At 45.0% G+C, this 26,455-nt stretch carries 14 protein-coding genes; all 14 read right to left on the bottom strand.

Features of this window, described 5'->3' with window-relative positions; genetic code table 11:
* Positions 1-1,635 (bottom strand): alpha-glucosidase, encoded by a 1,635-nt coding sequence (locus HRU69_11465; protein QOI98065.1) that lies wholly within the window; start codon positions 1,633-1,635, stop codon positions 1-3.
* Between the two features lie 3 nt (positions 1,636-1,638).
* Entirely contained in the window at positions 1,639-2,970 is a 1,332-nt protein-coding gene (locus HRU69_11460) for an MFS transporter (protein ID QOI98064.1), read from the bottom strand.
* Between the two features lie 9 nt (positions 2,971-2,979).
* Positions 2,980-4,158 (bottom strand): DUF3179 domain-containing protein, encoded by a 1,179-nt coding sequence (locus tag HRU69_11455; protein QOI98063.1) that lies wholly within the window; start codon positions 4,156-4,158, stop codon positions 2,980-2,982.
* A gap of 2 nt (positions 4,159-4,160) precedes the next feature.
* Positions 4,161-5,507, bottom strand: coding sequence for a vanadium-dependent haloperoxidase (locus HRU69_11450; GenBank protein ID QOI98062.1), 1,347 nt, complete (start codon positions 5,505-5,507; stop codon positions 4,161-4,163).
* Between the two features lie 12 nt (positions 5,508-5,519).
* Complete coding sequence (locus HRU69_11445; protein QOI98061.1) at positions 5,520-7,538, bottom strand: glycoside hydrolase family 65 protein; 2,019 nt, start codon at positions 7,536-7,538, stop codon at positions 5,520-5,522.
* The gene (locus tag HRU69_11440) at positions 7,538-10,861 is read right to left on the bottom strand and encodes a VCBS repeat-containing protein (protein QOI98060.1); all 3,324 of its coding nucleotides are present in this window, start codon (positions 10,859-10,861) and stop codon (positions 7,538-7,540) included. Before HRU69_11440 ends, HRU69_11445 begins: the two co-directional genes overlap by 1 nt.
* Complete coding sequence (locus tag HRU69_11435; protein ID QOI98059.1) at positions 10,858-14,178, bottom strand: VCBS repeat-containing protein; 3,321 nt, start codon at positions 14,176-14,178, stop codon at positions 10,858-10,860. The genes HRU69_11440 and HRU69_11435 overlap by 4 nt, the downstream gene beginning before the upstream one ends.
* Entirely contained in the window at positions 14,175-14,738 is a 564-nt protein-coding gene (locus HRU69_11430) for a hypothetical protein (protein QOI98058.1), read from the bottom strand. The genes HRU69_11435 and HRU69_11430 overlap by 4 nt, the downstream gene beginning before the upstream one ends.
* On the bottom strand, positions 14,735-17,980 hold the full coding sequence (locus HRU69_11425; GenBank protein QOI98057.1) for a VCBS repeat-containing protein: 3,246 nt from the start codon (positions 17,978-17,980) through the stop codon (positions 14,735-14,737). The genes HRU69_11430 and HRU69_11425 overlap by 4 nt, the downstream gene beginning before the upstream one ends.
* A 170-nt stretch (positions 17,981-18,150) precedes the next feature.
* Entirely contained in the window at positions 18,151-19,644 is a 1,494-nt protein-coding gene (locus tag HRU69_11420) for a RagB/SusD family nutrient uptake outer membrane protein (protein QOI98056.1), read from the bottom strand.
* 7 nt (positions 19,645-19,651) lie between these two features.
* On the bottom strand, positions 19,652-22,633 hold the full coding sequence (locus tag HRU69_11415; protein QOI98055.1) for a SusC/RagA family TonB-linked outer membrane protein: 2,982 nt from the start codon (positions 22,631-22,633) through the stop codon (positions 19,652-19,654).
* Positions 22,634-22,655: 22 nt separating this feature from the next.
* Positions 22,656-23,375 (bottom strand): hypothetical protein, encoded by a 720-nt coding sequence (locus tag HRU69_11410; protein QOI98054.1) that lies wholly within the window; start codon positions 23,373-23,375, stop codon positions 22,656-22,658.
* A gap of 121 nt (positions 23,376-23,496) precedes the next feature.
* Positions 23,497-25,788, bottom strand: a complete 2,292-nt coding sequence (locus HRU69_11405; GenBank protein QOI98053.1) for a glycoside hydrolase family 65 protein — start codon at positions 25,786-25,788, stop codon at positions 23,497-23,499.
* A 7-nt stretch (positions 25,789-25,795) separates the two neighbouring features.
* Complete coding sequence (pgmB, locus tag HRU69_11400) at positions 25,796-26,449, bottom strand: beta-phosphoglucomutase (protein ID QOI98052.1); 654 nt, start codon at positions 26,447-26,449, stop codon at positions 25,796-25,798.
* Between the last annotated feature and the right edge of the window lie 6 nt (positions 26,450-26,455).

The following is a 26,455-nucleotide window of genomic DNA, read 5'->3' as shown; positions in this document are numbered from 1 at the left end:
TCATAACTGTATAACAAGGGCCTCCCATGGCCTGAGTGTAGAAAGTTCATGTTTCGGAGGGTAATTTCCAATCAACACATTCCCTTTTGAAGGAGGCACAGCAATTTCATTATCTGAAAAATTAAGCGCTATAAAAAATTTCTGTTTTTGAAGGGTACGGTAGTACGCAAACAATAACGGATCATCCGGATAGACCAGGTCAAACTTACCCCCTATTAATGCAGGGGTTGATTTACGCAAGTGCAACAACGCTCGGAAGTAATTTAAGATTGAATCAGGATCAGCTTCTTCTGTATCAACGTTAATGTGTACGCTATTCGGATTTATCCTCATCCATGGTTTATATTCAGAAAATCCTGCATACGTTGAACCATCCCATTGCACCGGTGTACGCGCATTATCCCGACCAGAATAGTTTATGCTTTGCAAAAACTCTGGTTCGCTTTTTCCGGCCAGTCTGGCTACTTCATAACTGTTACGCGATTCAACATCAACGGCTTCTTCTATTGAATTGAGTACCAGGTTAGTCATACCGATTTCATCGCCTTGATAAATAAACGGTGTACCCCGCATGGTAAGCAATAAGGTTAATAACAGCTTTGCTGATTGCCGATGGTAAGTACCGTCATTTCCCCACCTGGAAACCATCCGGGCAAAATCGTGATTGCCCAGAAAAATACTTCCCCAGCCATTAGCCAGTGCCTCGTCCCAGGTGGCAAATAGTTTCTTAAACTCCGGCAACGTCCATGGAACCGGGTCAAATCGTCCTCCGGGGCCTTGATCGAGAAACATGTGGCCAAAGTGAAAGATCATATCCAAACCGTAGCCTGGCCTAATATAATCCATTGCATTAGCGGGTGTTATTCCAGGTCCCTCGCCTATGGTTAAACAGCCGAATTTATTCCAAACTTGCTCCCGCATCTCCAGGATAAATTCTTTCAAACGGGGCCCATTGGCATAATAGCGTTCGATGGTCTTATTAAAATCGGTGGTATCGGAATCAGGAAAATCCGTTCGTTTACTGATGGCGGTGATCACGTCAAGCCGCAGGCCATCCACACCCTTGTTGAGCCAGAACATCATCAGTTCTTTAAATTCATTTCGAACCGCAGGGTTTTCCCAGTTTATATCGGGTTGTTCTTTCGAAAACAAATGAAGGTAGTACTCACCGGTAGGCTCATCAAACTGCCAGGCGCTGCCTCCAAAAAAAGAAAGCCAGTTGTTGGGTGGACCATCGTCTTTACCTTTCCTCCAGAAGTAGTAGCTCCTGTACGGGTTATCAACCGATTTCCGTGATTCTTTAAACCAGGGATGTTGATCGGATGTGTGATTAACTACAATATCCATAATCAAACGAATCCCTCGCTTATGCATGCCTCGAAGCAGCTCATCAAAATCATCCATGGTACCGAACTGCGGATCGATAGCGCGGTAATCACTGATATCGTAGCCACCATCAACTCCTGGAGAGCGGTAAATGGGATTAAGCCATACCGCATCAACACCAAGGCTCTTTATATAATCCAGCTTCTCAATTATACCCCGAAGGTCGCCCACTCCATCGCCATTTCCATCTTTGAAACTTCGCGGATAGATCTGATAAATTACAGCTTGTGTCCACCACGGTGTGGCCATAACTTAATGTCCTCCCGCGCCTATAACCTGAGTTTGCTGACGTGAAGAAGCAACCGGCTTAATGCGAAGCAATGCAACGGCTGCCATTAACAGCAGGATGCCGGCCGTCAGTACCGCGTTTCGCGGATCGTTATTAAGGTAATTTTTAAGAAAAAAACCAAACGTAAGATTTTGCAAAATCATGGGCACAACAATCATAGTATTGATAATGCCCATATAAACTCCGTAACGCTCTTTAGGAATAGAACCCACCACCAACAGGTACGGAATACCCATCATGCTTGCCCAGCCGATTCCGAAACCGGTAATCGCCACAAACAAAAGTTCTTTTGATTCTATAAACGGAAAGAAGATAAAGCCTGTGCCTGCAAGTACCAGGCACCCCAGGTGGATGTATTTGGGGCTGTACTTCCTGGCCAGCCAGGCCAAACCAAACGCAGTTGCAAAGGTTACAATATTATACCACCCGTTTACCAATCCCGTAAGGCTGACAGCCTGCTCGTACATAGCCGGGTCGGATGAAGGCGTTATTCCAAAAACAGAAAGGGCCACACTCTTGGATGCATTTTGCCAGTAACAAAACAAAGCATACCATTGAAACAAGTAAACTAAGGCAAGCTGCCACATGATGGCGGGCATGTGGCGGATGGCTGAAAAAATATCTTTGAACGGGCTGAGCAGGTTTAATTTCTGCGAACGTATTTGAGCAAGGTCGGTCTCATCGGGAGGCAGTTCCGGGGTGGTTCGGATGCTCCATATAACGGAAGCTACCGAGCAAAAAGAGCCAAAAAAGAAAGAAGCGAAAACCCAATTGGGAATGGCTCCGGTTTTACCAATAATAATAATAGGGAACGCAAACAGTGAAAGATTGGCGAGGGTCTGACCAAACCCGGTAAAAAAACTCTGTGCCTGGAACCCCAATCGCTGCTGATCAGCCGGCAGCCGATCGGCAATAAAAGCGCGGTACGGTTCCATAGCCGTATTGTTTCCAACATCCAAAATCCATAGTAACCCGGCCGCCATCCAAAGTGAACTGCTGAACGGGTAAATAAACAGTGCTATGCTGCAAATAATGGCACCCACCAGAAAATACGGGTGTCTTCTGCCCCACCGTGGGCTCCAGGTTTTATCGCTGAGGGCACCGATAATCGGCTGCACCACCAAACCGGTTACCGGACCCGCCAGGTTCAGTATCGGAATCTGATCAGGGGTAGCGCCCAGAAAATCGTAAATGGGATTAACCGCACTTTGCTGCAAACCAAAGGAGTATTGGATACCGAAGAAACCAACATTCATGTTGATGATTTGCCAGAAGGAAAGGCGGGGTTTAATCATATAAGTCAATCAGTTTGGAACCATATACCGGGTTGTAGAGGGGTTAAACGTTCGCCACGAATGCCAGAACTCCTGGTACGACTGCACCGGTGTGAGCCTGTTGCCTTTCAATGCTCCTTCTGTACATGATCCATCCCAGTCCCACCTGGATGAGGTCTGTTTATCTGTCATCACACCATCCTTAAGTATAAAGTTGAGTGAATCAGGCCGCAGCCAAACATGAAAAGAAGCGGAGTCGGGTTCAAGCGCCAGTAAAGTAAATACACCATCGAATGCATCATTAATTAGCCGCGCCTTGCTCAATTCAATCCAATCGTATGCTCTGGCGGAGTTGTTAAGTTTTATACCAACTACCCACGATTTTTCCCGCCACGAAACGGAATCGGTACCGGTAAGCTTGCTCTTTGACTTTCCTTCATCGTAATTGGCAAGCTTTTCATACGAATCAGTGAATTCCTTATCGGGCTGAAGGATGGTTGTATTGGGATGCCGCGCTACCCAGGCAGCAAGTGTCATTTGCTCGGAGGGAATTTCACTGAGTTGGCTTCCCTTCAGCGGGCCCGCAATCGCCTCGCCATTTGCCTGTCGCCACCAGGACCTGGTGCGGCTGTCTTCAAACAGGGCATTGAAATGATCCATGCCTGCCAGCCTGAATATTTCCGGTACACCGTTAACGAGCGGACTAAATACACGGCCTGTACGGCAAACGGTGCAATAGGTTACCATTACCGGAACACCACCAACAGAGTCGCGCACCTGGTGGTGATACCCGATGATTTCAATCGGATAAGCTTTTGATTCGTTGTTGATGGTAACCCCAATTATCAATTGCTGTGGTAATACCTTATTCTCGGAAACCGGGGCAAGCTTTTTTGTTCTGGGTTCGTAAAACATCTTATCGGCCTGCATCCTGAAGTTGAACATATAAACCACTACAAGCCATAAACCAATGGCCAGCATTATCAACCATCTTCCTAATCGGTTGCCGGTGTTTATGAGCGAATATGCGGGATAAATTATTGCAGCAATGCCAATAAGCCGGAACAGATTAATGTAATTATGGAGAAAATACGCCAGGTTAATAGAGTTTTGCTGCTGGCTTCCGGGAAAGGGCATGATATAATAAACACGGGCTATTTCCACAGCCATTAACATGGCAAGCGTTATGGCGAAAAAAAGTTTTTTCATTCTTAAGGGTTTACTGGTGCTGTTGCCTTCTTTCTTGTGGTGATATTGGCAACTACCCATTCGCCAACTTTACGGCCCTGTTTAGCACCTTCATCAATAGCTGCCCTATAATGTATTCCTCCGTAAAACCGGCTTATGGCCGCTTCCTGGCTGGCCTCAACAAAGGATTTGAAACTTCGTTGGCCTAAACCAAATTCAAGCTCGGTATCATCGGTAAATTCAAAATTATCGCCAAAAAGATCAGTTAACGTTACGGCTGCAGCAGTTGAAATAACACTATGCCCGCTGGTGTGCTCAGGAAATGGCGGGGTTTGAAGCAAGGGTACCCAGTTCTGGTCGATAAACTGGTTGATATAGGTTTCCGGTCGAACCAGATTGCTTCGGTATTTTTCATCCCAACAACTGATAAACCCATCGGCAAGAGCCAGGGCAACACGGGCATAGACTTCGGCAGTGGTTGCCACATCAGCCTGCTTTTTGGTACAGGCAACCCGTACGATGTTTATCCAATGACCACCGGGAGAAATTTTCTTAGAAGCAAACATTACATGTCCATGAACATTCATTACAAAGGGGTTGCAGTCCCAGAAGGAGGCAATCTGGCGTTGTTCTTCCGTTAAATTTTTACCTGTTTCATAAACCGCATAGGCAGCTTTGTAGAACGGACTATCTTTTTTTGTGGAGAACGGGATTGGCGGAGCTGGAATAAACTGGGTGGATGAGTCTAACACAAAAGGCCGGATGGTCATCCAATGGGGTTCAACGGCATCCATATAAGCCGGAGGCGTTGGCCGCCAGCGGGCCGGATCCTGGGTAATGGTGAATTTAGGAAATGACCTTGACTGCTTGTAATTGTCCTTATCGGCCCATGCCAGTATGTGCTTGGCTACCGCCTTACCATAAGCAACCGAACGATCAAAAACAGCATCAGGCATACCTGTTTGTTTAAACTCGCTCATTACCTGATTATAAAATTCATCCAGATCCGATTCGGAAAAGATCAGCGCCCTACCAACCTGCAGTGCCGCCTGAACGCTTGCCAGTGTGGGGGCATATTCAAGCCCGGCCTCGGGCTGAGGAACTTCGTTCAGACCGTTTACCTGGCCAGCCAGTGAAATTAAATCAGCATGAAACGGAACTACTGCCTCATAGGCTGCCACACATGTATAGGCATAAATGCGGCTGGCTACCGGTGGCGAGAAAATATCATGAACAATACGATCAGTAATTGCCTTTATCGATCGATGCAAAAATTCAGCATTGCTGGCTGCGGGTTGATAATTTTTGTTGCTTGTTGTACAGCCTGTTAAAAAAATAACACATAAAAAAAAACACCTAAACACCCTCATACCTACTTAAATCTACTTTTGAACAATTGCAATTTTATTAATACCTACTCCTCTTACCTCTACCGATCGCCAGCCAGAAGGTAATGGTATCTTCCGCTGGCTGATACCGGTGTCCGAAATCTGAAGTCCGGCAAAACCGAACAATACCGTTTGCAGCATACCCCCGGCACCCGTAGCAAAGTATGGATTGGATCCACCGGCTGTCTCGGCCAGCACACCAAAAGGCGGTACTTCGTTGGGTTTATAACTTTTTAAGAAGATATTATACGCTTTATCAGGCTTGCCAAGGCGGGCATACAGCGTTGCTAAAACAGCAAATCCCATAGCGGGGCCTTCAGGCGACATTCTTGTCTCGTAGTAGGATAAGTCCTTTTCAATTTGCGTCCGATCGGAAATGACTTCCAGTGGAAATGCCAACAGGTTTACATCAGCCTGTTTTATCATTTCACCGTTGTAAGTCTCGTTCTCGCGGGTGGTACCATCCGGAAACTTGAGAATAGGAATATTTTGGGCAACATGCTCCCAATCCGGGTCGGGAACAACGCCTAACTCCTTTGCAGCCTGGGTAGCATAACGCAAAACAGTTCGGGCCATTCCATTAGTAAAGGCGTTATTGTTAATATTCTCCTGCCATTCGTTGGCACCGATAACATTGTTGATTTCAAAGCGGCCGGGGCCTTTTCGTTCAACCCGGCTTGCCCAGAAATCAGCCACCTCTTTTAAAACTGGATACCCCCGCTCGCGAAGCCACGCCTTATCTTTGGTCACCTGATAGTATTTCCAAAAAGCCCAGCCAACGCAACCCGTAATATGGTGTTGAAAAGGCCCGGTCAGGGCCCACACGGGTGTATCTTCCGATCCTTCTGCTGATGACTCCCACGGGAACATGGCTCCGTTATAGCCATGCGAAAAGGCATTTTGCTTTGCAGCACTTAACCGCTGGTACCTGTATTCTAATAAGGACTTCGCTATTTCAGGCTGAAGCACGAGCAATGGCGGATACATCCACAACTCAGTATCCCAGAAAACATGACCGTTATACCCCAAACCACTGAGGCCCATAGGCGAAAGGCTGTACGCTGTACCCTCGCGGGCAAAGGAAAACAAATGATACAATGCAAACCGGATGTCTTTCTGAGCCTGCGGATCACCGGCAACTACAATATCGCTTTGCCAGAGTTTATTCCAGGCTTCTTTATGAAGGTTCATCAGTCGCTCGGTGCGTTCAAGCACTGCAAAAATAGTAAGGCGTTCAGCTTCGTTGTGCGGATCGCCATAGTGAGCAGTAGAAGTTACCGAAGAAACTACACTAAAACTATATGACTCACCCGCATTAAGTTCCTTCGTAAACTTAGCAAGATGCATGTTGTAGTCCCAATCTTCGTGAATAACATCCGGTTCCTTGCCGTGGGGCTCATTAAATATAAAACTAGTACTGGCCGCAACAACATGCTTACCAGAAGGACTTCTGGCTACCGAAGTGAGCAACGGTATTTTAACATGCGGCCTGTCAATTTCGCTGTAATAGTTTCTAACATCGGTAAGGTGGTCGGGTGCCTCAATTACACTCATCGGGCTTATACGCACATTTTTCTTTGCCGAAATGGTAACTGTGCTCAAAGCGGTGTATGGCAAGTGTCTAAGCGCCATCAGAGAGTGGGTTACATTTACTTTGTCACTCACTTCAAATCGGGTGGTTAGCACTGCCCTTTTCATATCCAGTTCCTGGCGGTAATCTGAAACATCCTTACGGGAAATGCGAACCCCATCCACATCGAGGTTCATATTTACATGATTGAAGGATTTGAGGATGTTAGATACGCGGCCGCGCTGGTAATAATCATAAACACCATTGAGCACTACATCTTTTACCTTCATTGGTTCAGGCGAGGATACCAGGCCAATCATGCCATTGGCTACGGTAACTCCGTAATAGTTGGCTGGGTTAATAGTGGTTGCCGTAATGTTCCAATCAGACTGCGCACACAGGTGTGAATAAAAAATGCAGAGTATTGCAACAAGGCGAATCATCAATCTGCTGGTTTTCTTTTAAAGATAACTAAAGAGTTGCCATTTCTGCCAAAAAGATACAGGTACTGGTTTTCATTTGATCGTAAAATTCCTGAACTACGAACTTCACCTGTAACAAAAAAGCCAGAGGTGTGAGGTGCAATCGATTGAAATTGGCAACCACCGATTCCTTTGAGTACTAAGCCCAAGCCCGCATCATGCGGCCCGATTTCAGGCTGCACCGCAGATTGATTACCGGCAAGCAGAATATCCAAAATGCCATCGTCATCCAGGTCATCCGCTTCAATTGCACACACCGGAAACATTTGGGCTTCAATCGGCAGGGGTCTAACAATAAATTTTCCTCCGGTATTCTCAAGCACTACCGAAGATAATTCAGTAACCTGCAGTTTGCTGCCATTTGCCAATTGTTCAGCAGACAATAGATTCTCCACCTGTATTGTTGAAAAATCCTTATACTTTAGCAGTCGTTTCTTTAAAAATGGCAACTGTTTTATCAGTTGGTCGCGGGTAGGAAATACATAGGCCGAATCGCCATTATAATAGATTAGAATGTGATCGGAACTTTGATTTGCATCAAAATCGCCCAGTAGCATCTGCAGGGGTTTGCTGGTTGAAGCTGTAAGCCGTGAATTTAATCCCAGGTTACCACATACAAAGTCTACGTCACCATCATTATCCAAATCGGTGGCTAGCATGGCATTCCACAACCCGGAAGTTCCTGCCAGGCCGTAGGCTTCGGTTTTATTTACAAATGTGTGATTGGGCTGTTGTATTAATAAAGTTACCGGCATCCATTCACCCAGCAACATCAGGTCAGGCAAGCCATCGCCATTAATGTCGGTCCAGTCAGCATCTTTTACCATGCCCGGCCGCACGCGGGTAACATTATCAAAATTAGCATGGGCTAACCAAGTTTGATTAACAGAAAAATTTCCACTGCCATCATTATTGAATAGAAAGCTCAGCGGGCTCATTCCGTACAAGCCCGGAATTACATTAGAGCCAATAAACAAATCCACATCACCATCGTTGTCAAAATCAGCCGGCTTAATGCAGGATGCGTTAATTGATACTGGTGGAAACGTATGCCTAGCAAATCGGCCCTTTTCGTTAATATAAAGCCGTGGAATTAATTGCTGATTAGTTTCCTGACCGCCCGCTGCCACTATCAGGTCGGGATCGCCATCCCCATCAACATCAGCAAAAGCAGCGGCTGTATCTTCATCAGAAACATCCGCAAGGAATGCGGGTTGATCAGAATGTGTAAAACTTGCGTTAGTTTTTTGAATATATAATGCACCGCTTTGCCCCCTGCCGCCACCAATAAAAAAGTCATCCAGGCCATCACCGTTAACGTCACCAACTGCACTGGGTGGGCCCTGTTCTGACAACATGTGCGGAATAAGTGTTTCAGAAGCAAAGGCGTTGTATTCGTTTTCAACATGCCGGTAATCAGGCACCGGGGTTACAGCCGTAAGTAGAAATTGCTGGTTACCGAATAAAACATTATTAGTAAAAGCCCGATTATTATTACTATAATCAATAGTGACCTGTTGGTTGGCAGTTACCGATTTAAGAATCTGCATACGATTACCCGGCCAAATAACCATTACCGAATCAATCAAAGCGTGACTGCCTACGCCAAAATGAAGGCGGCCATCAACTGATGAACACCAACCCCGGGCAGGCATAAGGTGTTGCAGTTGCCGGGCACCACCGGTAAACAGTATTACTTTGGCCCCCACGCCAAAAGTATTCCCTGCGGGGCCGTGAAGCGAAACAGCCAGGTAGTTTCCCTGTTGCCTGCCTGTATTGTTCCGAATAATGTGTGCCGGCTCGTTAATATTATTTACAACCAAATCCAAATCGCCATCATTGTCCAGATCGGCATACGTGGCGCCATTGGAGAAGGAAGGGCGAAAGAGCCCGGCAGTATGGGTTATATCCTGAAATGTATAGTTTGAACGATTAAGGAACAGAAAATTAGATTCTTTTCCTTCGGGCATTTTTTTTAGTATTTCCAAATCGTTCTTATCAAAAACCTGAAGTGAAAGCTGAACGGAGTCATGAGCAATGTAACTGATATAGTCCATATCATTTGGCCTTCGTACAATGCCGTTGGTAATGTACAAGTCCTTAAAACCATCATTATTAAAATCTGCAAACAAGGGCGCCCAACTCCAATCGGTAGAGGCGATGCCGGCCAGGTAGGCCATCTCGCTAAACAACGGTGTTCCCTGATGCATTCCGGCATTTAACTGAAGGGTATTCCGTGCAACCTGAGCATGATACCCATATTTAAGTTTAAAATTGAAAATATCATAAGCATCTTCACCGGCCGAACGCTTGCGAACCTGTTCATTTCTCGGCTGCATATCAACCGCAACAATATCAGGCCATAGGTCATTATTAAAATCGGCAATATCATTTCCCATTGAAAACCGGCTTGTGTGAGTTGTAGCGTTGCGGATAATTTCCTTAAAGGTGCCGTCACCGTTATTGATGTACAGGTAGTCATTCTCATGGAAATCGTTGCCGATGTACAGATCAGCAAAGCCATCCCAGTTTACATCAGCCACAGCTACACCCAATCCATATCCGATATGGCTGTTAAGAATGCCAGCCTGTTTTGTTACATCTTCAAAAAGAACCTTCCCCGACTCCACTAATTGATTCTTATAAAGTTTGTCTCCCGAAAGGGAATCGCTAAGCAAGCGCACATCACCGGGCGCATAGGAACGCGGGGTATGCACGCTGTGATTAAGCAGATACATATCCAAATCACCATCATTATCATAATCAAAAAAACTGGCATGTGTTGAAAAACCGGTAAAATCAATACCGAATTCGGCCGCCTGTTCGGTAAATGTTAAATCGCCATTGTTCAGGTACAATTGGTTACGGCCGTTGAAATGCCGGTATCCGCCAACACCACATACATAAATGTCAAGAAAACCGTCCCCATTAATGTCGGCCATGGTTACACCCGTTTCCCATTTTCTTTTGGATTTGATTCCGGATGATTGAGTAATGTCCTTGAACTTAAGATTTCCTTTGTTCAAATACAGTACATTGGAACCCTGGTTAGAAACAAAGAAGAGATCGGTAAGGCCATCATTGTTGATATCGCCTGCGGCTACACCTGCACCGTTATAAAAATAGAGGTACTCTATAATGTTATTGCTCTCATCTTCAACAAGGGTATTGGCAAACGATACTCCGCTTTGTGATGGGGGTATAAACGACCAGTTATTTTCCTGCTCACGGCACATTGACAGGAATATGCATGCTGCTATTGGTATCAGGGTGCGCTTATTCATTTACGATTTCTTACAAACACCCTAAGGCTATCGTTATTCAGGGCCACCACGGTAAGCACGGCAGCCGGTGTCTTTACCAGACTGATATCGCGTACAGCGCCCCTTACCTGAAAGCCCGAGACCGTAGTTACAATTGAGGTAAACTCCAAATTACCTTTTCCAAGCAGCACCAAACCATAACTGGCATCGTATTGCCCGGCTTCGGGCTTAACCTCATACAAATTGCCACCCAAAACGAGGTCACTTATGCCATCTTCATTAACATCTGTAATCAAAATGGCATAAACCGGTGAAAATTGTGCTTCAATGGGCAACTCATGGAATACAAATCGGCCGTTGACGTTTTCTAAAATACCGGAAGCAAATTGAACCGCCTGATGTACCAAAGCAGATTGAAGCTGCTCCTTATTAAAAATTTCGTCAACGGTTTGACTGTTAAATTTTTTGTATTCCAGGTAATTCTTTTTTAACCCGGGTAATTGAGCCACCAAGTCGTGCTTTAAAGCATAAGGCAGAATTCTGCCGGCTGTTTTCTTTGCATAGATATGCTCAAGGCTTCCGTTGAAATCAAAATCATTTACATACAATAAAACGGGCTCTTTTGCACCGGCCCTGAACCGTGAATTGTAACCATGATTGCCTAACACAAAGTCAATATCACCATCCTGATCAAGGTCAGCCGCTTCTACCACGTTCCACCAGCCGGATAAGTTAGTTATATCAAGGTCAGTTGTTTCTCTTTTAAGCATACCCTGCTGATTCTCGAAAACCTCAACAGCCATCCACTCACCAACCAGTATCAGATCAAGGTCGCCATCAGAATCATAGTCTACCCACTTTGAATCGGTTATCATGCCAACATCGGCTAATTCGGGTGCTACCTGGCGGGTAACATCCACCAGCCTGCCCGTCTTATCGTTTTGATAAATAAAACCGCCCGCAGGTATTCCATATTGAAAGGCCTTAAAGCGGGTGCCAATAAATAAATCAGTAAAGCCATCGCGGTTAAAATCACCGGCACATGCGGTGGATGACACCCCTGTGGTATTGTTAAGTGCGGGCTGAGAAGATCGGCTGAATTGGCCCTGACCATTATTCAGATATAAGCGGCTTACCAATTCAGGGGCGCCAAAAGAAAATTCATTACCACCGCTAACAACGAATAAATCGAGGGCCTCATCGTTATCAAAGTCAAAGAATACCGCATCAACGTCTTCGTAATCCTTATCCATTTCAAAAACAGGCACCGGCTGGCGTTTAAAGCTTCCATCCGGTTTCTGCACCAGCAATTGACCGGCATACCCTTTGGCACCACCCAGATAAAAGTCATCAAGTCCGTCATTATTAACATCGCCCACGGCTATGCGTGGGCCAAGTGTTGAATACATTTGATAGAGAAGTCGGTCCCGGTTAAAGTCGATAAACTCATTTTCCTGATGTACAGCTGTAATAATGCCGGTTTTCGTTGCTTCGGTAAACCAGGTTAAATTCTGAATCGGCTTCTTCGCTGATTTTTCTTTGGCTTCTTCTTGTAAAAGGGTCAGGGTTTGGTTTGTACTAATTTTGGTTAAAACGGTTTCAGTTGCTCCTGGCCATTCTACGCGAAGAGTATCAATGAATTCAGCAGACCCTAATCCGGCAACGATTACCGGATCGACTGATGACTCAAAGCCCCGGTTTGGCATTTGCTCAAACGTATACCGGTTACCACCCGCATAAATTTGGATACGACTGCCAATTGCCCAAGTATTGGGCGATTTACCTTTTAGAATAATGCGTATAGAGTTTGCTGAACCGGGAGTATCATTGACTGTATTACGGAAAACCGAGGCCTGATTGTTTACGTTGTTTACAACCAGATCCAGGTCGCCATCGTTATCCAGATCTCCGTAAGCAGCACCATTGGAATGTGATGGGGCGCCAAGACCCCACGGCAAGGCGTGATTAGCGAAGCGGTACCCACCCATATTTTTAAAGGCATAGTTGGGTACCGGATTAACCGGTATCGGATCAATGAGCGCCTGGTAATCAACACGTTGCCGGTTAATTATTTTCTGTTTGGTTTCAGGCTTATCGATAAAGTTCAGATAATCCAAATCGGTAATGTCTTTATAAATTCCGTTTGCAACAAAAATGTCCTTCAAGCCATCATTGTCCATGTCAAAAATCAATGCCCCCCAGCTCCAGTCTGTTGCTTCAACTCCACCCAAACGACTTATGTCACTAAACGTATTGTTGCCGTTGTTCAGATGAAGCATGTTGCGGGTAAACTGGTAGTAGTATCCGTTGCGTACATTATAAGTTAGTTTATCCCAGTTTTCAAAGATGGTTACCTGCTTTAATCGTTCATATTGCTCGGGAAGCATATCGGTTACAAAAATGTCAAGCCATCCATCGTTATTTATATCGGCAATATCAGCGCCCATTGAAGCAGCACTTATGCCGGGCATAGCCTGTTCTAAAATTTCATGAAAGGTGCCGTTGCGGTTATTGAGGTATAAGTAATCGCGCTCAAAAAAATCATTGGAAATAAAAATATCCATCCAGCCATCATTGTTCACATCACCTACAGTTACACCTAAACCAAAACCAATTACACTGCCATAAATGCCGGCTGCCATGCTCACATCGGTAAACCGGTTGCCGTCATTCCGGTATAATTTATCACCTCCCACTGAGTCGCGTTCATGGCGTATATTCTGCATTAGGTTAAAACTGCCGATGGCTTTAAACGAGTTGTTGAGCAGGTAAACATCCAGATCGCCATCGTTATCATAATCAAAAAAAGCAGCATGAGTTGAAAAGCCCCTGTCGTTCAAGCCCCATGAAGCTGCACTTTCTGTAAATGTTAAATCGCCATTGTTTATAAATAATTCGTTTTCGCGGTTATCGTTTTTAATGTCGCCAGAATTGCACACATAAATATCCAGCCACCCATCGCCATTCACATCAGCCATAGCCACTCCGGTACTCCACGCTTGTTTACCGGCTACACCGGCTTTTTCAGTAATATCTTCAAATCTAAAATTTCCTTTATTCAAATAGAGTGCGTTCGAGCCGAGGTTACTTGTTAAGTAAATATCAGCTAAACCGTCATTGTTAACATCGCCAATAGCTACGCCACCGCCATTATAAAAATTCCGGTAAGTAAATATGTTAAACTCACTGTTGAAGGGAAGGTCATTCCGAAACGATATTCCGGTATCGGAATCAGGCATTAATTTAAAGAGTGGGGCATTATTGTCGTCCTGCACGTTGCATGCGGTAAGTGCCAACGCTACTATAAAAGGTATAAAGCCAAGCTTACTCACTTTCATTTAGAATTAATCAGATCAAGAAATTCAGCGCTAACAGTTGAAATATTCTTTTTATACAGCCGGATGCGTCTGTTCCCGTCAACTTTTACCCAAACTTTCTGTAAACCGTCTTTACTTTCCTGATATAGAAATGAACCACCATACCACTTTTCAAATAAATTCTTTACATCCACAAGCAGTGAGTCGGCTGACAAAGGCTGAAATACAGGCGACCAATAGACATATTGAAACTCAACCGGCATTTTATAAATAGAGTCATTTTTAAAATCAGGATAAAACCACATGTAGGTTAGCGACCGCATCTGAGAAGAGTCCAGTTGATACTGGACACTCAGATTACCGGGGCCTTGCATGATTAAGCCTTGCTTGTTCATTTCCCAGCAAGCAGTATAGAATTCTTTGCTGCTCATATTAAAACGAAGCCCAAGAAACAGCGAATCATACCGAACGTTTCGCGCCAATTCGTTTTTCACCAGGCGCTCATACTCCGATTGGCGGCAGGCAGTAATGGTTATTGCTAAGATAAATGCGGTAAAATATAAAGCGGGGTACTTTTTCATGGTATGTTTAGTTTGAAAAACTTCAACGGCTCATTGTTGATTAAAAAAATAACAAATATATCCTGGTTAACTTTAATTTGTTCAATATCGCGCACTTCACCATTTACATATATACCCGACCGGGCAGGGTTAACGTACATAAAACTTCCGTCTCCTCTGCCAAGCAAAAGTGTACCATAACCGGCAGCCGAAATACCTACTTCAGGTTTGGCTTTATACTGGTTGCCGGCAAGCAGCAAATCAATAAATCCGTCAGCATTAACATCCATACAATGGATGGCATAAACTTTTGTTAACTGGGCCTGCCACGGAAGAGGTATTGGCAAAAAACGTTTGCCATTATCATTCAGGTAAACCATGCTGCTTAGTTCGGTGACTTCCAGCTTTGTAGCCGCATTCAACACATTGCGTTCAAAAATTTCCTGAATCGATTTATCCTTATACTCATGGTGCCGTTGTATGATTTTTTTAACTGATGGAATCTGTTTGACCAAAGTTGACCACATGGCTAGCGGATAGTCCTTACCATTAACGTGCACACAAATAATCTGCTCAAGGCTGCCATTTCCATCAAAATCGTGCACATACATGGTAAGGGGCTTTTCAGGGGAAGCGGAAAAAGCTGAGTTCAGACCCTGATTACCAGCAATGAGATCCGGAAATCCGTCATTGTTTACATCCGTAACCGTTAGGGTATTCCACAAACCAGTTGAGGCTTTCAGACCAAGTTGAACAGAAACATCAGTAAATACATCCTTGTCATTTCGTAAAACAGTTAATCCCATCCATTCCCCTGTTATGGCTATGTCCTCATCACCATCCTTATCAAAATCGAACGATGCACCGCTTCGGAGCAAGCCGCAACTTTTTAAATCCGGAGCAATCCGGTCTGTAACATCATTAAAGGTACCATCGCCATTACCTTTTAATAACCTGGCGTCTGCAGGCAAACCGTATTGAAAGGGCTTAAGGCGCTCACCGGTAACCAGATCAGCAATCCCATCTCTATCATAATCAATGGCAAAAGTAAACGAAGTGCTTTCAGGTTTATCACCGCTGGACAGTATTCGTGGTGCCTCCACAAACCTCACATCACCCTGATTAATATAGAGCTTATCACGATACTGTGGCGCCTGATTTGAAAACTGACTACCACCTGCAGCAAGGTACACATCGGGTAACCCATCGGAATTAAAATCGTCAATAACAATATCCTTGCATTCTAAAAGTGATTCCTTTCCGAAAGGACGCAACTCTTTGAAATTACCATTGGGTTGCTGAAGCCACAGGTGAGTAACGAAGCCGGCCGAACCGCCAATCAAAATATCATCCAGTCCATCATCGTTGAAATCGAACACAACCAACTGTTGACCTTCGTTGCTCATCATTTCAAACAGCATCGGATGCCTGTTAAAATCATTAAACGAATTGCCAACATGTTTAAAATTAATTGAAGAAAAAATTACTTCCCTGAAAATTGGTTTCACATTTTCGTTTATCCTTTGAAATTCAGTTGGTGATGGACCCGGCTCGTTTAAATTTAAAAACTGGTTAGCGGGCACATTCCGTAGAGTTGATTTACCACCATTAGGCCAGGAAATAACTATTGAATCCACCCGGGTACGCTCACCCAAACCAAAGTGAAGGCGTTGGTCTACGGATGACATGTAACCTTTAACAGGAGAATGTTCGGCATGCAAGGTTAAATCAGCACAATAAACAGCGGCCCTGGCACCAAAGGATTTTGTGTTGCCGGCCGAACCTGAAAAGTTCAGGATTATAAAGTTTGAACTTTTTAAGTCCGACTCTCTTGACATATTCCTGTAAACACCGGCTGCCTCATTAATGTTGTTTACAACCAAGTCCAGGTCGCCATCATTATCCAGGTCGCCATATGCAGCGCCATTAGAAAATCCAGGCTTGCCGACATCAGATGCACGAGCAGTATTAACAAACCGGAGTTCTCCGTTATTCTTAAACAAATAGTTTGATACCGGTGTGGAGGGAATCAGGTTGATTAGTTTAGTAAGCAACAGGCTATCCTTGTCAGGATGGAACTGTTGAAGCATAGCAGCGGCATCAAAAGCGATGTAATCCTGGTCGGTCAAGTCGCGAGGAATACCATTAGCAACAAAGATGTCTTTAAGGCCATCATTGTTGTAATCAAAAATAAGCGCACCCCAACTCCAGTCGGTTGCAGCCACACCGGCAAAGCGGCCAATTTCACTAAATACCACCCTATTGGGCTGTTCGGGCAAGGGTCCGTTATTTAGCTGAAGCACATTACGGCTAAATTGCCTGTAATACCCATTGTTAAGATTAGCTTCGTATTTATTCCAATCTTCAAATAAAGCCGTTGATTTTCTACGCTCCATTTTTTCGGGCAGCATTTCGGTAACATAAATTTCAGGATACCCGTCATTATTCAGGTCGGCAATATCAGCCCCCATTGAGCCCAGGCTTATTTCGTTAATACATTCCTCAAGCATTTCACTAAAAGTGCCATCGCGGTTATTGATGTACAGATAGTCGCGCTCAAAAAAATCATTGCTTACGAATATGTCCTGCCAATCATCCCGATTAACATCTGCAACGGTAACCCCTAAACCAAAGCCGATGGCGCTGCCATAAATACCCGCCTGTTCGCTTACATCGGTAAATTTACTGCCTTCATTTCGGTAAAGTTTATTTCCCCCGAAGGGATCGCGAATGCTGCGTTGCCCGATGTTCAGATCGAAAATACCCACAGCGCGATTGGAATTATTCAATAGATAAAAATCCAGATCACCATCTTTATCATAATCAAAAAAAACAGCGTGAATTGAAAGGCCTTCATCGGCCACACCCCATTCGGCAGAACGCTCTGTAAAAGTTAAATCGCCATTATTAATGAACAACTCATTATGGCGGACACCCCCCAATGGCGGGCCCGACTTACATACAAAAATATCAAGCCAGCCATCTGCATTTACGTCAGCCATACTTACTCCGGTTGACCAGACATTTTCACAGGCCACGCCTGCTTTTACGGTTATATCTTCAAACTGAAAATTGCCTTTATTTAAATACAACTTGTTGTTAACCTGGTTACCACTAAAGTAGATATCAGCCAGGCCGTCATTATTAATATCACCTATAGCAACCCCTGCACCGTTGTAAAAATTTCGATAGGTATAACAATTGAACGCTTCGGTGAATGTAAGCCTGTTTTCAAAATCTACCCCGGTATCAGCAGGCAGCATCAATACAAAACCTGCTTGGTGCTTATCACGATTGCAGCTTAAAAGAAGAGAAAGAAGAACAAAAGAATACCTCCACACAGTTTCACCAATTAGCTAACTAATGTACAATAAAACAAGAAAGCGTCAGAATTTGACGCTTTCTTCGAAACAAATAGTTATAACCTATGAAATCAATACCCGGGATTTTGTACAAGGTCAGGGTTAACCAGGAGTTGTCCTTGTGGTATCGGGAATAAATTCCTGAATGCCGCTGAAGCGGGTTTCTCCCACCATGCATCATTAAACTTCCCGAAGCGAATAAGGTCGGAGCGTCTGTAGCCTTCAGCAAACATTTCCCGGCCACGTTCAGCAAGCAGGTCATCAGCCGTTAAAGCACCCAGTGGGTTAATTTGCGCACGGGCCCGTACCTGGTTTACCAGATTAAGCGCTTCTGTACTGGCAGGATTCAACCTCCACAGGGCTTCTGCACGCATCAGCAATACATCAGAATAACGGAAAATCGGAAAATCATTGCTTAAGTTGGGGCCAGCACCCAGGCGGAACTCCCACTTGCCAACCCGTGCACCCGCCTGCCGAAAACTGTTGGGCGCCAACTCATTGATTTCAGGAGTAAAGGTCAGATCCTGGCCATCCGGATCACCTGGTTCAGCGCTTAAATCCTTCAAACGAACACCGGTGGACGAAAACTGAGGTCCTACCAGAAAACTGCCTCTGCGCGTATCATTTGATGCATAAGAATTATAAAAATCTTCAAGGGTGGCGTACCCATTCCAGGGTTGCTGCTGTAAGTTAAATGTCTGCTGGGTAAGGTAATGCCCTGTCATTTGACCAAGGTTAAATCCACCTCCGTTATTTTCATCATAGTTGATAACAAATATGTTCTCATTAGAACCCGAGTTATTCGTTTTAAAATTATCGAGATAATTCGCTTCTAATGAGTACAACCCGCTGGTGATGACTTCATTTGCGGCTGCTGCGGCTTCTGTAAACTTAGCGGTGCCGGTATAAACCTGCGCATTCAGGTATAACTTGGCCAGTATCGTTTGGGCAACATAGTAGTTCATTGATGCGTAAGTCTTCTCCTGACGGAGGTTATCGATATTATCAAGAATACTCGTTTCAATGAAATTAAAAACTTCTTGCCTTGTATTGGTTGGCGGAGTTGGATCGGTTGAAGTTTCAGTAACAATGGGCACATTACCATAAGCATCAATTAGCCACAAATAAACCAAGGCCCGAACGCACTCCAGTTCAGAACGCAACAACGGGTTGCTTCCATACGTTTTCAACAGGTTATTGAGTTGGCCAATTGCGGAATAACAATAATTCCAGCCGTTACCAATGGATTGTTCACTTGGATTAAACTGGTGGCGGTGCATACGGATCCATTGCCCGCCATCTTCCCAGTCAGCACCCTTTTGGGCGATAACCATCTCATCGGAAGAAACCTCGTGCATTGACCACAGTGAATTGTGACCACCCCAGGTTCCGATCAGCGGAACGTAAGCGCTTTGAGCAATCGCCTTCAAAGCAGTAGGATCAGTAGTATTATCCTGAATTTCCTTTGGTATAACACTAAACAACTCCTGATCGGGGGCCTCGCAGGCACCTAATGCTACCAGCACAATGGCCGTTGTCAGTATTTTAATTATTCTGCTGTTCATCGGTGTATTATTTTAAGGTCAATGTAACTCCAAATGTAAAGGTTCGGGTGGTAAAGTAGGTATTCCTGCGTTCTAACCCTGGGGCAAGGTTAGTGGTGAACGTGTTACCGTTTTCTGTGTCAAAATAACGTACCTCAGGGTCAATTCCGGTGTAGTCAGTAATGGTAAACAAATTCTGCCCGCTCAGGTAGATTCTGGCTCTTGAAAAGACAGGGTTTTTAGCTGACAAGTTGTACCCGATAGTTGCGTTATCCAGCCGCAGGTAAGTAGCATCCTCAACAAACAGCGAACTGAAGGTAGGTGATTGGGTAACAAACGGGGTTTTATCGGTTACAACGCTGTTCCATGTATTGGAGGCCGCATCGCGGTTTTCATAGAATCCTCTGTACGAGTTATACAAATCGTGACCAAATACACCCCGCAGCAGGAAGTTTAAATCCCAGTTTTTATACGTAAACGTGTTGGTAAACCCAAATTCACCATCGGGCAAACCATTACCTACCACTACAAACTCATCAGGGTCGGTGGTGCTTAACACATAGTTGCCATTTTCATCAATCCCACGGAATACCGGTCCGTACATATCGCCCAGTGGCCGGCCGGCAATGTTTCGTATAATTTCGTTGTTGTTCTGTCCGGGCGAACCTGGAGTTGCAAGGCGAATCTCACCAAAACCCAAGTCGCCTACGCTAAACGATTCGATAACCGGTTTGTCATAAATAGTAAAGTTCAGGCTGGGCGTCCATTTTACCGGACCAATGGGTATGTCGTTATACGATGCTGTGAACTCAAAACCCGCTGATTTAATCTGCCCGATATTAGCCCAGGCATTACCTGCTACGTTAGCCGGTTGACTTGGGTCAAACGGATTGGGCGCCCCGGTTGGGATGGAAACAGAAAACAGCAGATCATCGATGTTTCTGGTGTAGTACTCAATAGCACCGGTAAGGCGGTTGCCGAAGAAACCAAAATCAACACCCACGTTAATTTCTGTCTTTTCCTCCCATTTTAAAGTCGGGTTGGGATCGCGGGCCTGGTTGGCGATAACAAACTGGTCATCATCAGTAGAGGGGTCTCCGTCAAAATCAACCGTACCTCCAGGAACAAGTACAGGGAGCGCTAAATCGGAGAAGGGAGGCAAGGCACCTGTAACACCGTACGATAGCCGGAACTTCAGGTTACTTACAGGGCCTAAATCAAATAACTCGCTGAGTTGAACACCGGCACTGGCTGCCGGAAAAATACCGGTCTTTTCATTCTCACCAAATCCACTAAACGATTCGGCCCGAACCGTTGCTGAGAAGAAGTAGGTATTTTTATAATTAAAGTTTGCTCTACCGAAAGTTGATAAAAGTACGTCCTCCGAACGGTAGCCTGAAGCTTCTGTGTTAACCCCTTCGCGATTGGAAGCGAATGAGAGGTTGTAGAACGAGGTGTAGTCATACAAAAACTGTTTTACGCGAACAGCATACCCTTCGAAGGTTCTCTTCTGCGAGGCCGTACCCAACAAGAATTCACTATTCAAATCGGTGCCGAATTTGCGGTTGTACTTGAGGGTAAACTCCAACAGGTCATTCGTATTATCGTAGGTACTGCGCCTTGCCGAACCATGGGTTCCTGCACCTTCGGCCTTGTCATAGATACTCCAGAAGGCACCATCTAAACCAGTTTCGCGAGTCTGGGCAAAATTGATTTTAGCGGTAAGATCCTGAATTATGTCATATTCTGCGCTATAATTTAGCAGCGTATTTTTTCGCTCACCAACAAACTGCTGCTGCCTGCTTAATGCAATTGGGTTAAAGAAATCAAACAGGTCGCGCTGAAAATAGCCCCCATCAACATCCGTTTCATCATTATCAAAAATAGGTGCTGTCGGGTTATAAATAACGGCATACCGGAAAGCGGCCATGTTAATACTTTCTTGCTTTCTGTCGTTATAGGCAACTGCAAAATTAAATCGCAATTTGCCATTCATAGCTTCCTGCCCAAGTGCCAATCGGGTATTCCACCGCTGAAAGTTAACCCCCTTTACAATGCCATCGTTATTCCGATAATTTACGGAAGCCGAATAGGTTGTACCGGCATTGGTACCACCCGAAACCGTTAAGTTGTTGGTATAGGAATACCCGGTTTGGGTTAATTCATTAAACCAATTGGTTTGTGAACCGAAATCCTGGCCGCCCCGGGCAACAAATTCGGATGGGCCTAAAACCGTTATTTTGTTGGCTACGTTATCAACGGAAACAAATCCATTGTATTCTACATTGGTATAGTTACCCCGGCCTGCTTTACCCGATTTGGTTGTAATCATGATTACACCGCTGGAACCTCGTGTACCGTAGATGGCGGCCGCTGAACCATCCTTCAAAACATCAATTGAAGCAATGTCATTAGGATCAACGTTATCCAGGCTCGCACCGACTATACCGTCAATAACAATAAGTGGTTCGGAGTTCGCACCAAACGTGGTAATACCCCGTAACCGAAGGGTTTGTGCCTGGTTCGGATCGCCACCGGCCCTCGAAACGGACAAGCCGGCCACTTTTCCGGTTAACAATTGCGTGGGGCTTGTAACGTTACCGCGGTTAAAATCTTTGGCAGAAACGCTGGCAACTGCACTATTAATCTCTTTGCGTTCCTGCGAACCATAACCTATTACTACTACCTCCTCCAGCGCTGTAATATCAGCATTCAATGAGATATTAATTACACTTTGAGCACCTACTGCTACTTCCTGAGTGGCATAACCAACAAAAGAAACAACAAGGGTGGCGTTCTCGGCAACTGATATGGAGAAGTCACCATTGGCATTGGTTATTGTTCCGTTGTTGGTTCCTTTTTCTAAAATATTAACTCCCGGTAGCGCGGAGCCATCATCGGATGAGGTGACACGTCCCGTTACGTTTATTCGTTGTGCAAATGCACTGACTGATGCCGCTGCCATCATAACAACCAGGCAACAGCGTATGGACTGGTAAAACTTTATCATAAGTAGGGTTTGGTTAGGCTAATTACTTTTTCACAAAATTGTAAGCACCTGTAGAGACATTAAGGGTAACATCGTAGGTGCCCGGTGTAATACCCGAAATATTTGCACCATTAAATGTACCGGTGCCGCTTGGAAAGGCAGCCGCACCCCAGTTAATTCCCCAGAAGTTATCTGCGCGAAACTTTGCCTCACCGGAGGTGAGAACAACGTTGGTAATTTTGTACAAATCAGGGTCTGATGCATCGCGCGTCATTGCGGTGCTTGCTCCCCAACCACCGGGGGTAGCATCACCAATAATACCAACGGTTCCAACCACGCGGAATGGAACATCTACGGTATCCTTGTTGGCATTCTGGTCCTCGGCAATTACCCGCAAGTTGTAAAGGTTGTAGGTGTTGATATCATCAGAGGGTGTACCAATAGCTAAGGCTGTAACCGGAACATCCACATCCTGTAAAACACCTGACAGATCAAGTGAGCCGCTTTGAATAACTGTAGGACCCAGGGTAATTTCCCACGTTGCAGAACTTAACGGAGAACTTGAAATGCTGGGATCGGCTCCGTCACGAAACCGCAATTTCATTGTAAAGTTAACGTTAGAGGTAACCGAGTTGGGTTTACTAACGGTTACTTCCGGTGGTGAGTCAAAAATTGTGACATCCGCATTACCGTTGTCGCACCCGCTGACGATGAGTCCAACAGAAACAAAGAATGCAGTAATCTTTGGTAGAAACTTTATCATAGGTTGAGGTTTAATTGAATAAAAATAAAAAAGTTAATCGGCTATTAATACAGATTTCACACCGATTTTTTTCGGAAACGTACCCGCAAACGTTTGCAAAATTGCCCGGCTTAAACACAAATCAGTTTAGCATGAGTTTTCGCTCAATGCCATTAACAATTATGCTTAAATCGTTACCCGCAATAAGTTTAACATCTGTTCCTGCCTTTGTAATTGTTACTTTAATTATCCGGTTTTGGAACTCCAACCGGAAGGAATACGACTTCCACTGCTGTGGGAGAAACGGTTTTAAGTGAAGGTTTCCATCCTGCACCCGCATTCCGCCAAAACCTTTTACAATGCTCATCCATGTACCTGCCATGCTGGTAATGTGGCAGCCATCCTCGGTGTCGTTGTTGTAATCGTCAAGGTCAAGCCGGCTGGTGCGGAGGTACATTTCATACGCTTTATCATAATAACCTAAACGGGAAGCCAATATTGAATGTACGCATGGCGAAAGCGAAGACTCGTGAACAGTCATCGGCTCATAGAAATCAAAATTGCGTTTTATTTCTTCCAAAGTAAACTGCTCTTCAAAAAAATACAGTCCTTGCAACACATCGGCCTGTTTAATAAAGCACGAGCGAAGGATACGATCCCACGACCATTTTTGATTAAGCGGCCGATCCTGCTCGGCAAGGGCACTTACCGGAATCAATTCTTTATCCAGAAACCCATCCTGCTGAAGAAATATTTCTCTGGTTTTGTCGTAAGGAAAATACATATTGGCCACAATGTCATTCCATCGGGCCGGTTCAGCGGTTTCAGAAAATGCTACTTTATTTTGCAGAGCCTTCCATTTGTCGGCTGCCGTGACTTTAACGTGATTGAGTACCTCTATGGTGTACCGCAAGGTCCAAACAGCAATATAATTCGTATACCAGTTGTTGTTTACATTGTTTTCATACTCGTTAGGACCGGTAACGCCCAACATCACGTATTTCTTTTTATCCTCCGACCAGTTAATCCGTTGCGACCAGAACCGTGCAATCCCGATCAAAACTTCGAGGCCATAGTCGGCCAGGTAGCCTTCATCACCGGTATAGCGAACGTAATCGTAAATGGCATAGGCAATCGCTCCGTTTCGATGAATCTCTTCAAAGGTTATCTCCCATTCATTATGACATTCCTCACCATTCATGGTTACCATTGGATAAAGTGCCGCACCCCCTGTGAACCCCAGTTTGCCCGCATTTTCAATAGCCCTGGCAAGGTGTTTGTACCGGTATATCAACAGATTCCGGGCAACCCGTGGCGGGGCAGTTCCTAAAAAAAAGGGGATGCAATACGCTTCGGTATCCCAATATGTGCTGCCTCCGTACTTCTCGCCCGTAAATCCTTTAGGCCCAATATTCAGGCGTTCATCGTTGCCCGTATAGGTTTGGGTTAGTTGAAAAATGTTAAACCGTATTCCCTGCTGTGCAGCTACGTCTCCTTCAATGGTAATATCACACTCCTCCCATTTACGCTGCCAGGTGTGCGCATGGGCCTGAAAAAGGTCATCAAAACCGGCTTGCAAGGCACCATCCAATATGGCCTGGCACCGCTCCGTTAACTTTTCCTGCGGATGATTAAGGGAAGATAGTACTGCCGCATATTTGTAAATAGTAACGGCCTTATCCTGCTGAAGCTCAACCTCAAAAACATGAGCTGCGTATTTCTCGCGCTGGATAACCTGCATGTTCCGTGGCTCAATAGGTTTACCGCCCGACTGAACCCGGTAACTCATTCCGGTAGCAACCTGAAATTGTGTTTTCTTTGTTTGGGCGGTTACTATAACGCGTTGGTGATATGAATCTTTAGAGACTTCATCCCAGAATTTCTCCTGGTAGTTTGAATCCTGATTAATTACATCGGCATCAACATCCAGGGTAAGTTGGGCCACGCCCGAAAAGTTTACTGCCCGGAGTGTGTACGAAATTGCGCCCACTTCGCCCTGGGCCATGCTGCAAAACCGCTTGCTTTCAACTTCCAACTTCTTACCGTCAGGCAGCATCACAACAAACTGCCGGGTTAACAAGCCTGTTCGCATATCAAGTATGCGATAAAATGATTCAACGCGGGCTGTTGCCAAATCCAACTCGTGTTTTTCGATGTTTACCCCAATGCCAATCCATCTCGGTGCATTTAACACTTTGGCGAAGTACTCAGGATACCCGTTCTTCCACCAGCCTACCCGTGTTTTATCAGGATAATATACACCAGCCACATAGGTGCCTTGCAGGCTTTCGCCTGAATAGGCTTCTTCAAAATTACCCCGCTGGCCCATGTGCCCGTTACCAATGCTGAAGATACTTTCAGAAACCTTATTGACATGCGGATTAAACCCCTCTTCAATAATTTGCCACGGATCATGCTTTAAATACTGTTTCATTGCTACATTATCTATGTTGCATAAGTTGGTTAAGCACCGTTAATGATAGTTCAGCAATATTATTAACCACGAGATCGGCTTGATTTAAAACCGACTTCTCGCCAATTCCTATACAGCTCATACCGGCTGCTTTGGCAGCGGCAACCCCGGCTGCAGCATCTTCAATAACCAGGCACTTTGCCGGTGGCGTAGTAAGCAGGGCGGCTGTCTTTAAAAAAATCTCGGGGTGAGGTTTTGTGTGGGTAATCATTGTTCCGTCAACGATTACCTCAAACTGATCGGAAATTCCGAGTTGAGCCAAAACCAAATGAGCATTTTTGCTACTGCTGGCAAGCCCGACTTTTATTTTTACGGATTTTAATTCGGAAAGCAACTCGGGAACACCGGGGTAAATATCGCGGGGATTCATCGCATGAATATATTCAACAAACCTGGCATTCTTTTTTTCGGCCAGTTGCATTTTCTCATCCTCGGTCAGTTTAATTTTTTTTAACTCAAGTATAAAATTCAAGGAATCAAGCCTGCTTACCCCCTTTAACTTTTCGTTGTACTGCTCGGTAAGCTCAATTCCCAACTTTGAAGCGAGGCGTTTCCATGCTAAAAAATGAAAACGGGCGGTATCAACAATAACCCCATCTAAATCAAAAATACAAGCCTCCATGCAGGT

This window comes from Flammeovirgaceae bacterium (assembly GCA_015180985.1).
GTDB lineage: Bacteria > Bacteroidota > Bacteroidia > Cytophagales > Cyclobacteriaceae > UBA2336.
Note: the sequence above shows the minus strand (reverse complement) of the source record. Positions and strands in the feature narration are given on the sequence as shown.

What these genes read in the sequence shown, in the direction of transcription:
- pgmB (QOI98052.1), bottom strand. Translation starts at nt 26,449, where the DNA reads ATGGAGGCTTGTATTTTTGATTTAGATGGGGTTATTGTTGATACCGCC.
- HRU69_11445 (QOI98061.1), bottom strand. Translation starts at nt 7,538, where the DNA reads ATGATTCGCCTTGTTGCAATACTCTGCATTTTTTATTCACACCTGTGT.
- HRU69_11460 (QOI98064.1), bottom strand. Translation starts at nt 2,970, where the DNA reads ATGATTAAACCCCGCCTTTCCTTCTGGCAAATCATCAACATGAATGTT.
- HRU69_11440 (QOI98060.1), bottom strand. Translation starts at nt 10,861, where the DNA reads ATGAATAAGCGCACCCTGATACCAATAGCAGCATGCATATTCCTGTCA.
- HRU69_11455 (QOI98063.1), bottom strand. Translation starts at nt 4,158, where the DNA reads ATGAAAAAACTTTTTTTCGCCATAACGCTTGCCATGTTAATGGCTGTG.
- HRU69_11450 (QOI98062.1), bottom strand. Translation starts at nt 5,507, where the DNA reads ATGAGGGTGTTTAGGTGTTTTTTTTTATGTGTTATTTTTTTAACAGGC.
- HRU69_11410 (QOI98054.1), bottom strand. Translation starts at nt 23,375, where the DNA reads ATGATAAAGTTTCTACCAAAGATTACTGCATTCTTTGTTTCTGTTGGA.
- HRU69_11435 (QOI98059.1), bottom strand. Translation starts at nt 14,178, where the DNA reads ATGAAAGTGAGTAAGCTTGGCTTTATACCTTTTATAGTAGCGTTGGCA.
- HRU69_11465 (QOI98065.1), bottom strand. Translation starts at nt 1,635, where the DNA reads ATGGCCACACCGTGGTGGACACAAGCTGTAATTTATCAGATCTATCCG.
- HRU69_11425 (QOI98057.1), bottom strand. Translation starts at nt 17,980, where the DNA reads ATGCTGCCTGCTGATACCGGGGTAGATTTTGAAAACAGGCTTACATTC.
- HRU69_11405 (QOI98053.1), bottom strand. Translation starts at nt 25,788, where the DNA reads ATGAAACAGTATTTAAAGCATGATCCGTGGCAAATTATTGAAGAGGGG.
- HRU69_11420 (QOI98056.1), bottom strand. Translation starts at nt 19,644, where the DNA reads ATGAACAGCAGAATAATTAAAATACTGACAACGGCCATTGTGCTGGTA.
- HRU69_11430 (QOI98058.1), bottom strand. Translation starts at nt 14,738, where the DNA reads ATGAAAAAGTACCCCGCTTTATATTTTACCGCATTTATCTTAGCAATA.
- HRU69_11415 (QOI98055.1), bottom strand. Translation starts at nt 22,633, where the DNA reads ATGATAAAGTTTTACCAGTCCATACGCTGTTGCCTGGTTGTTATGATG.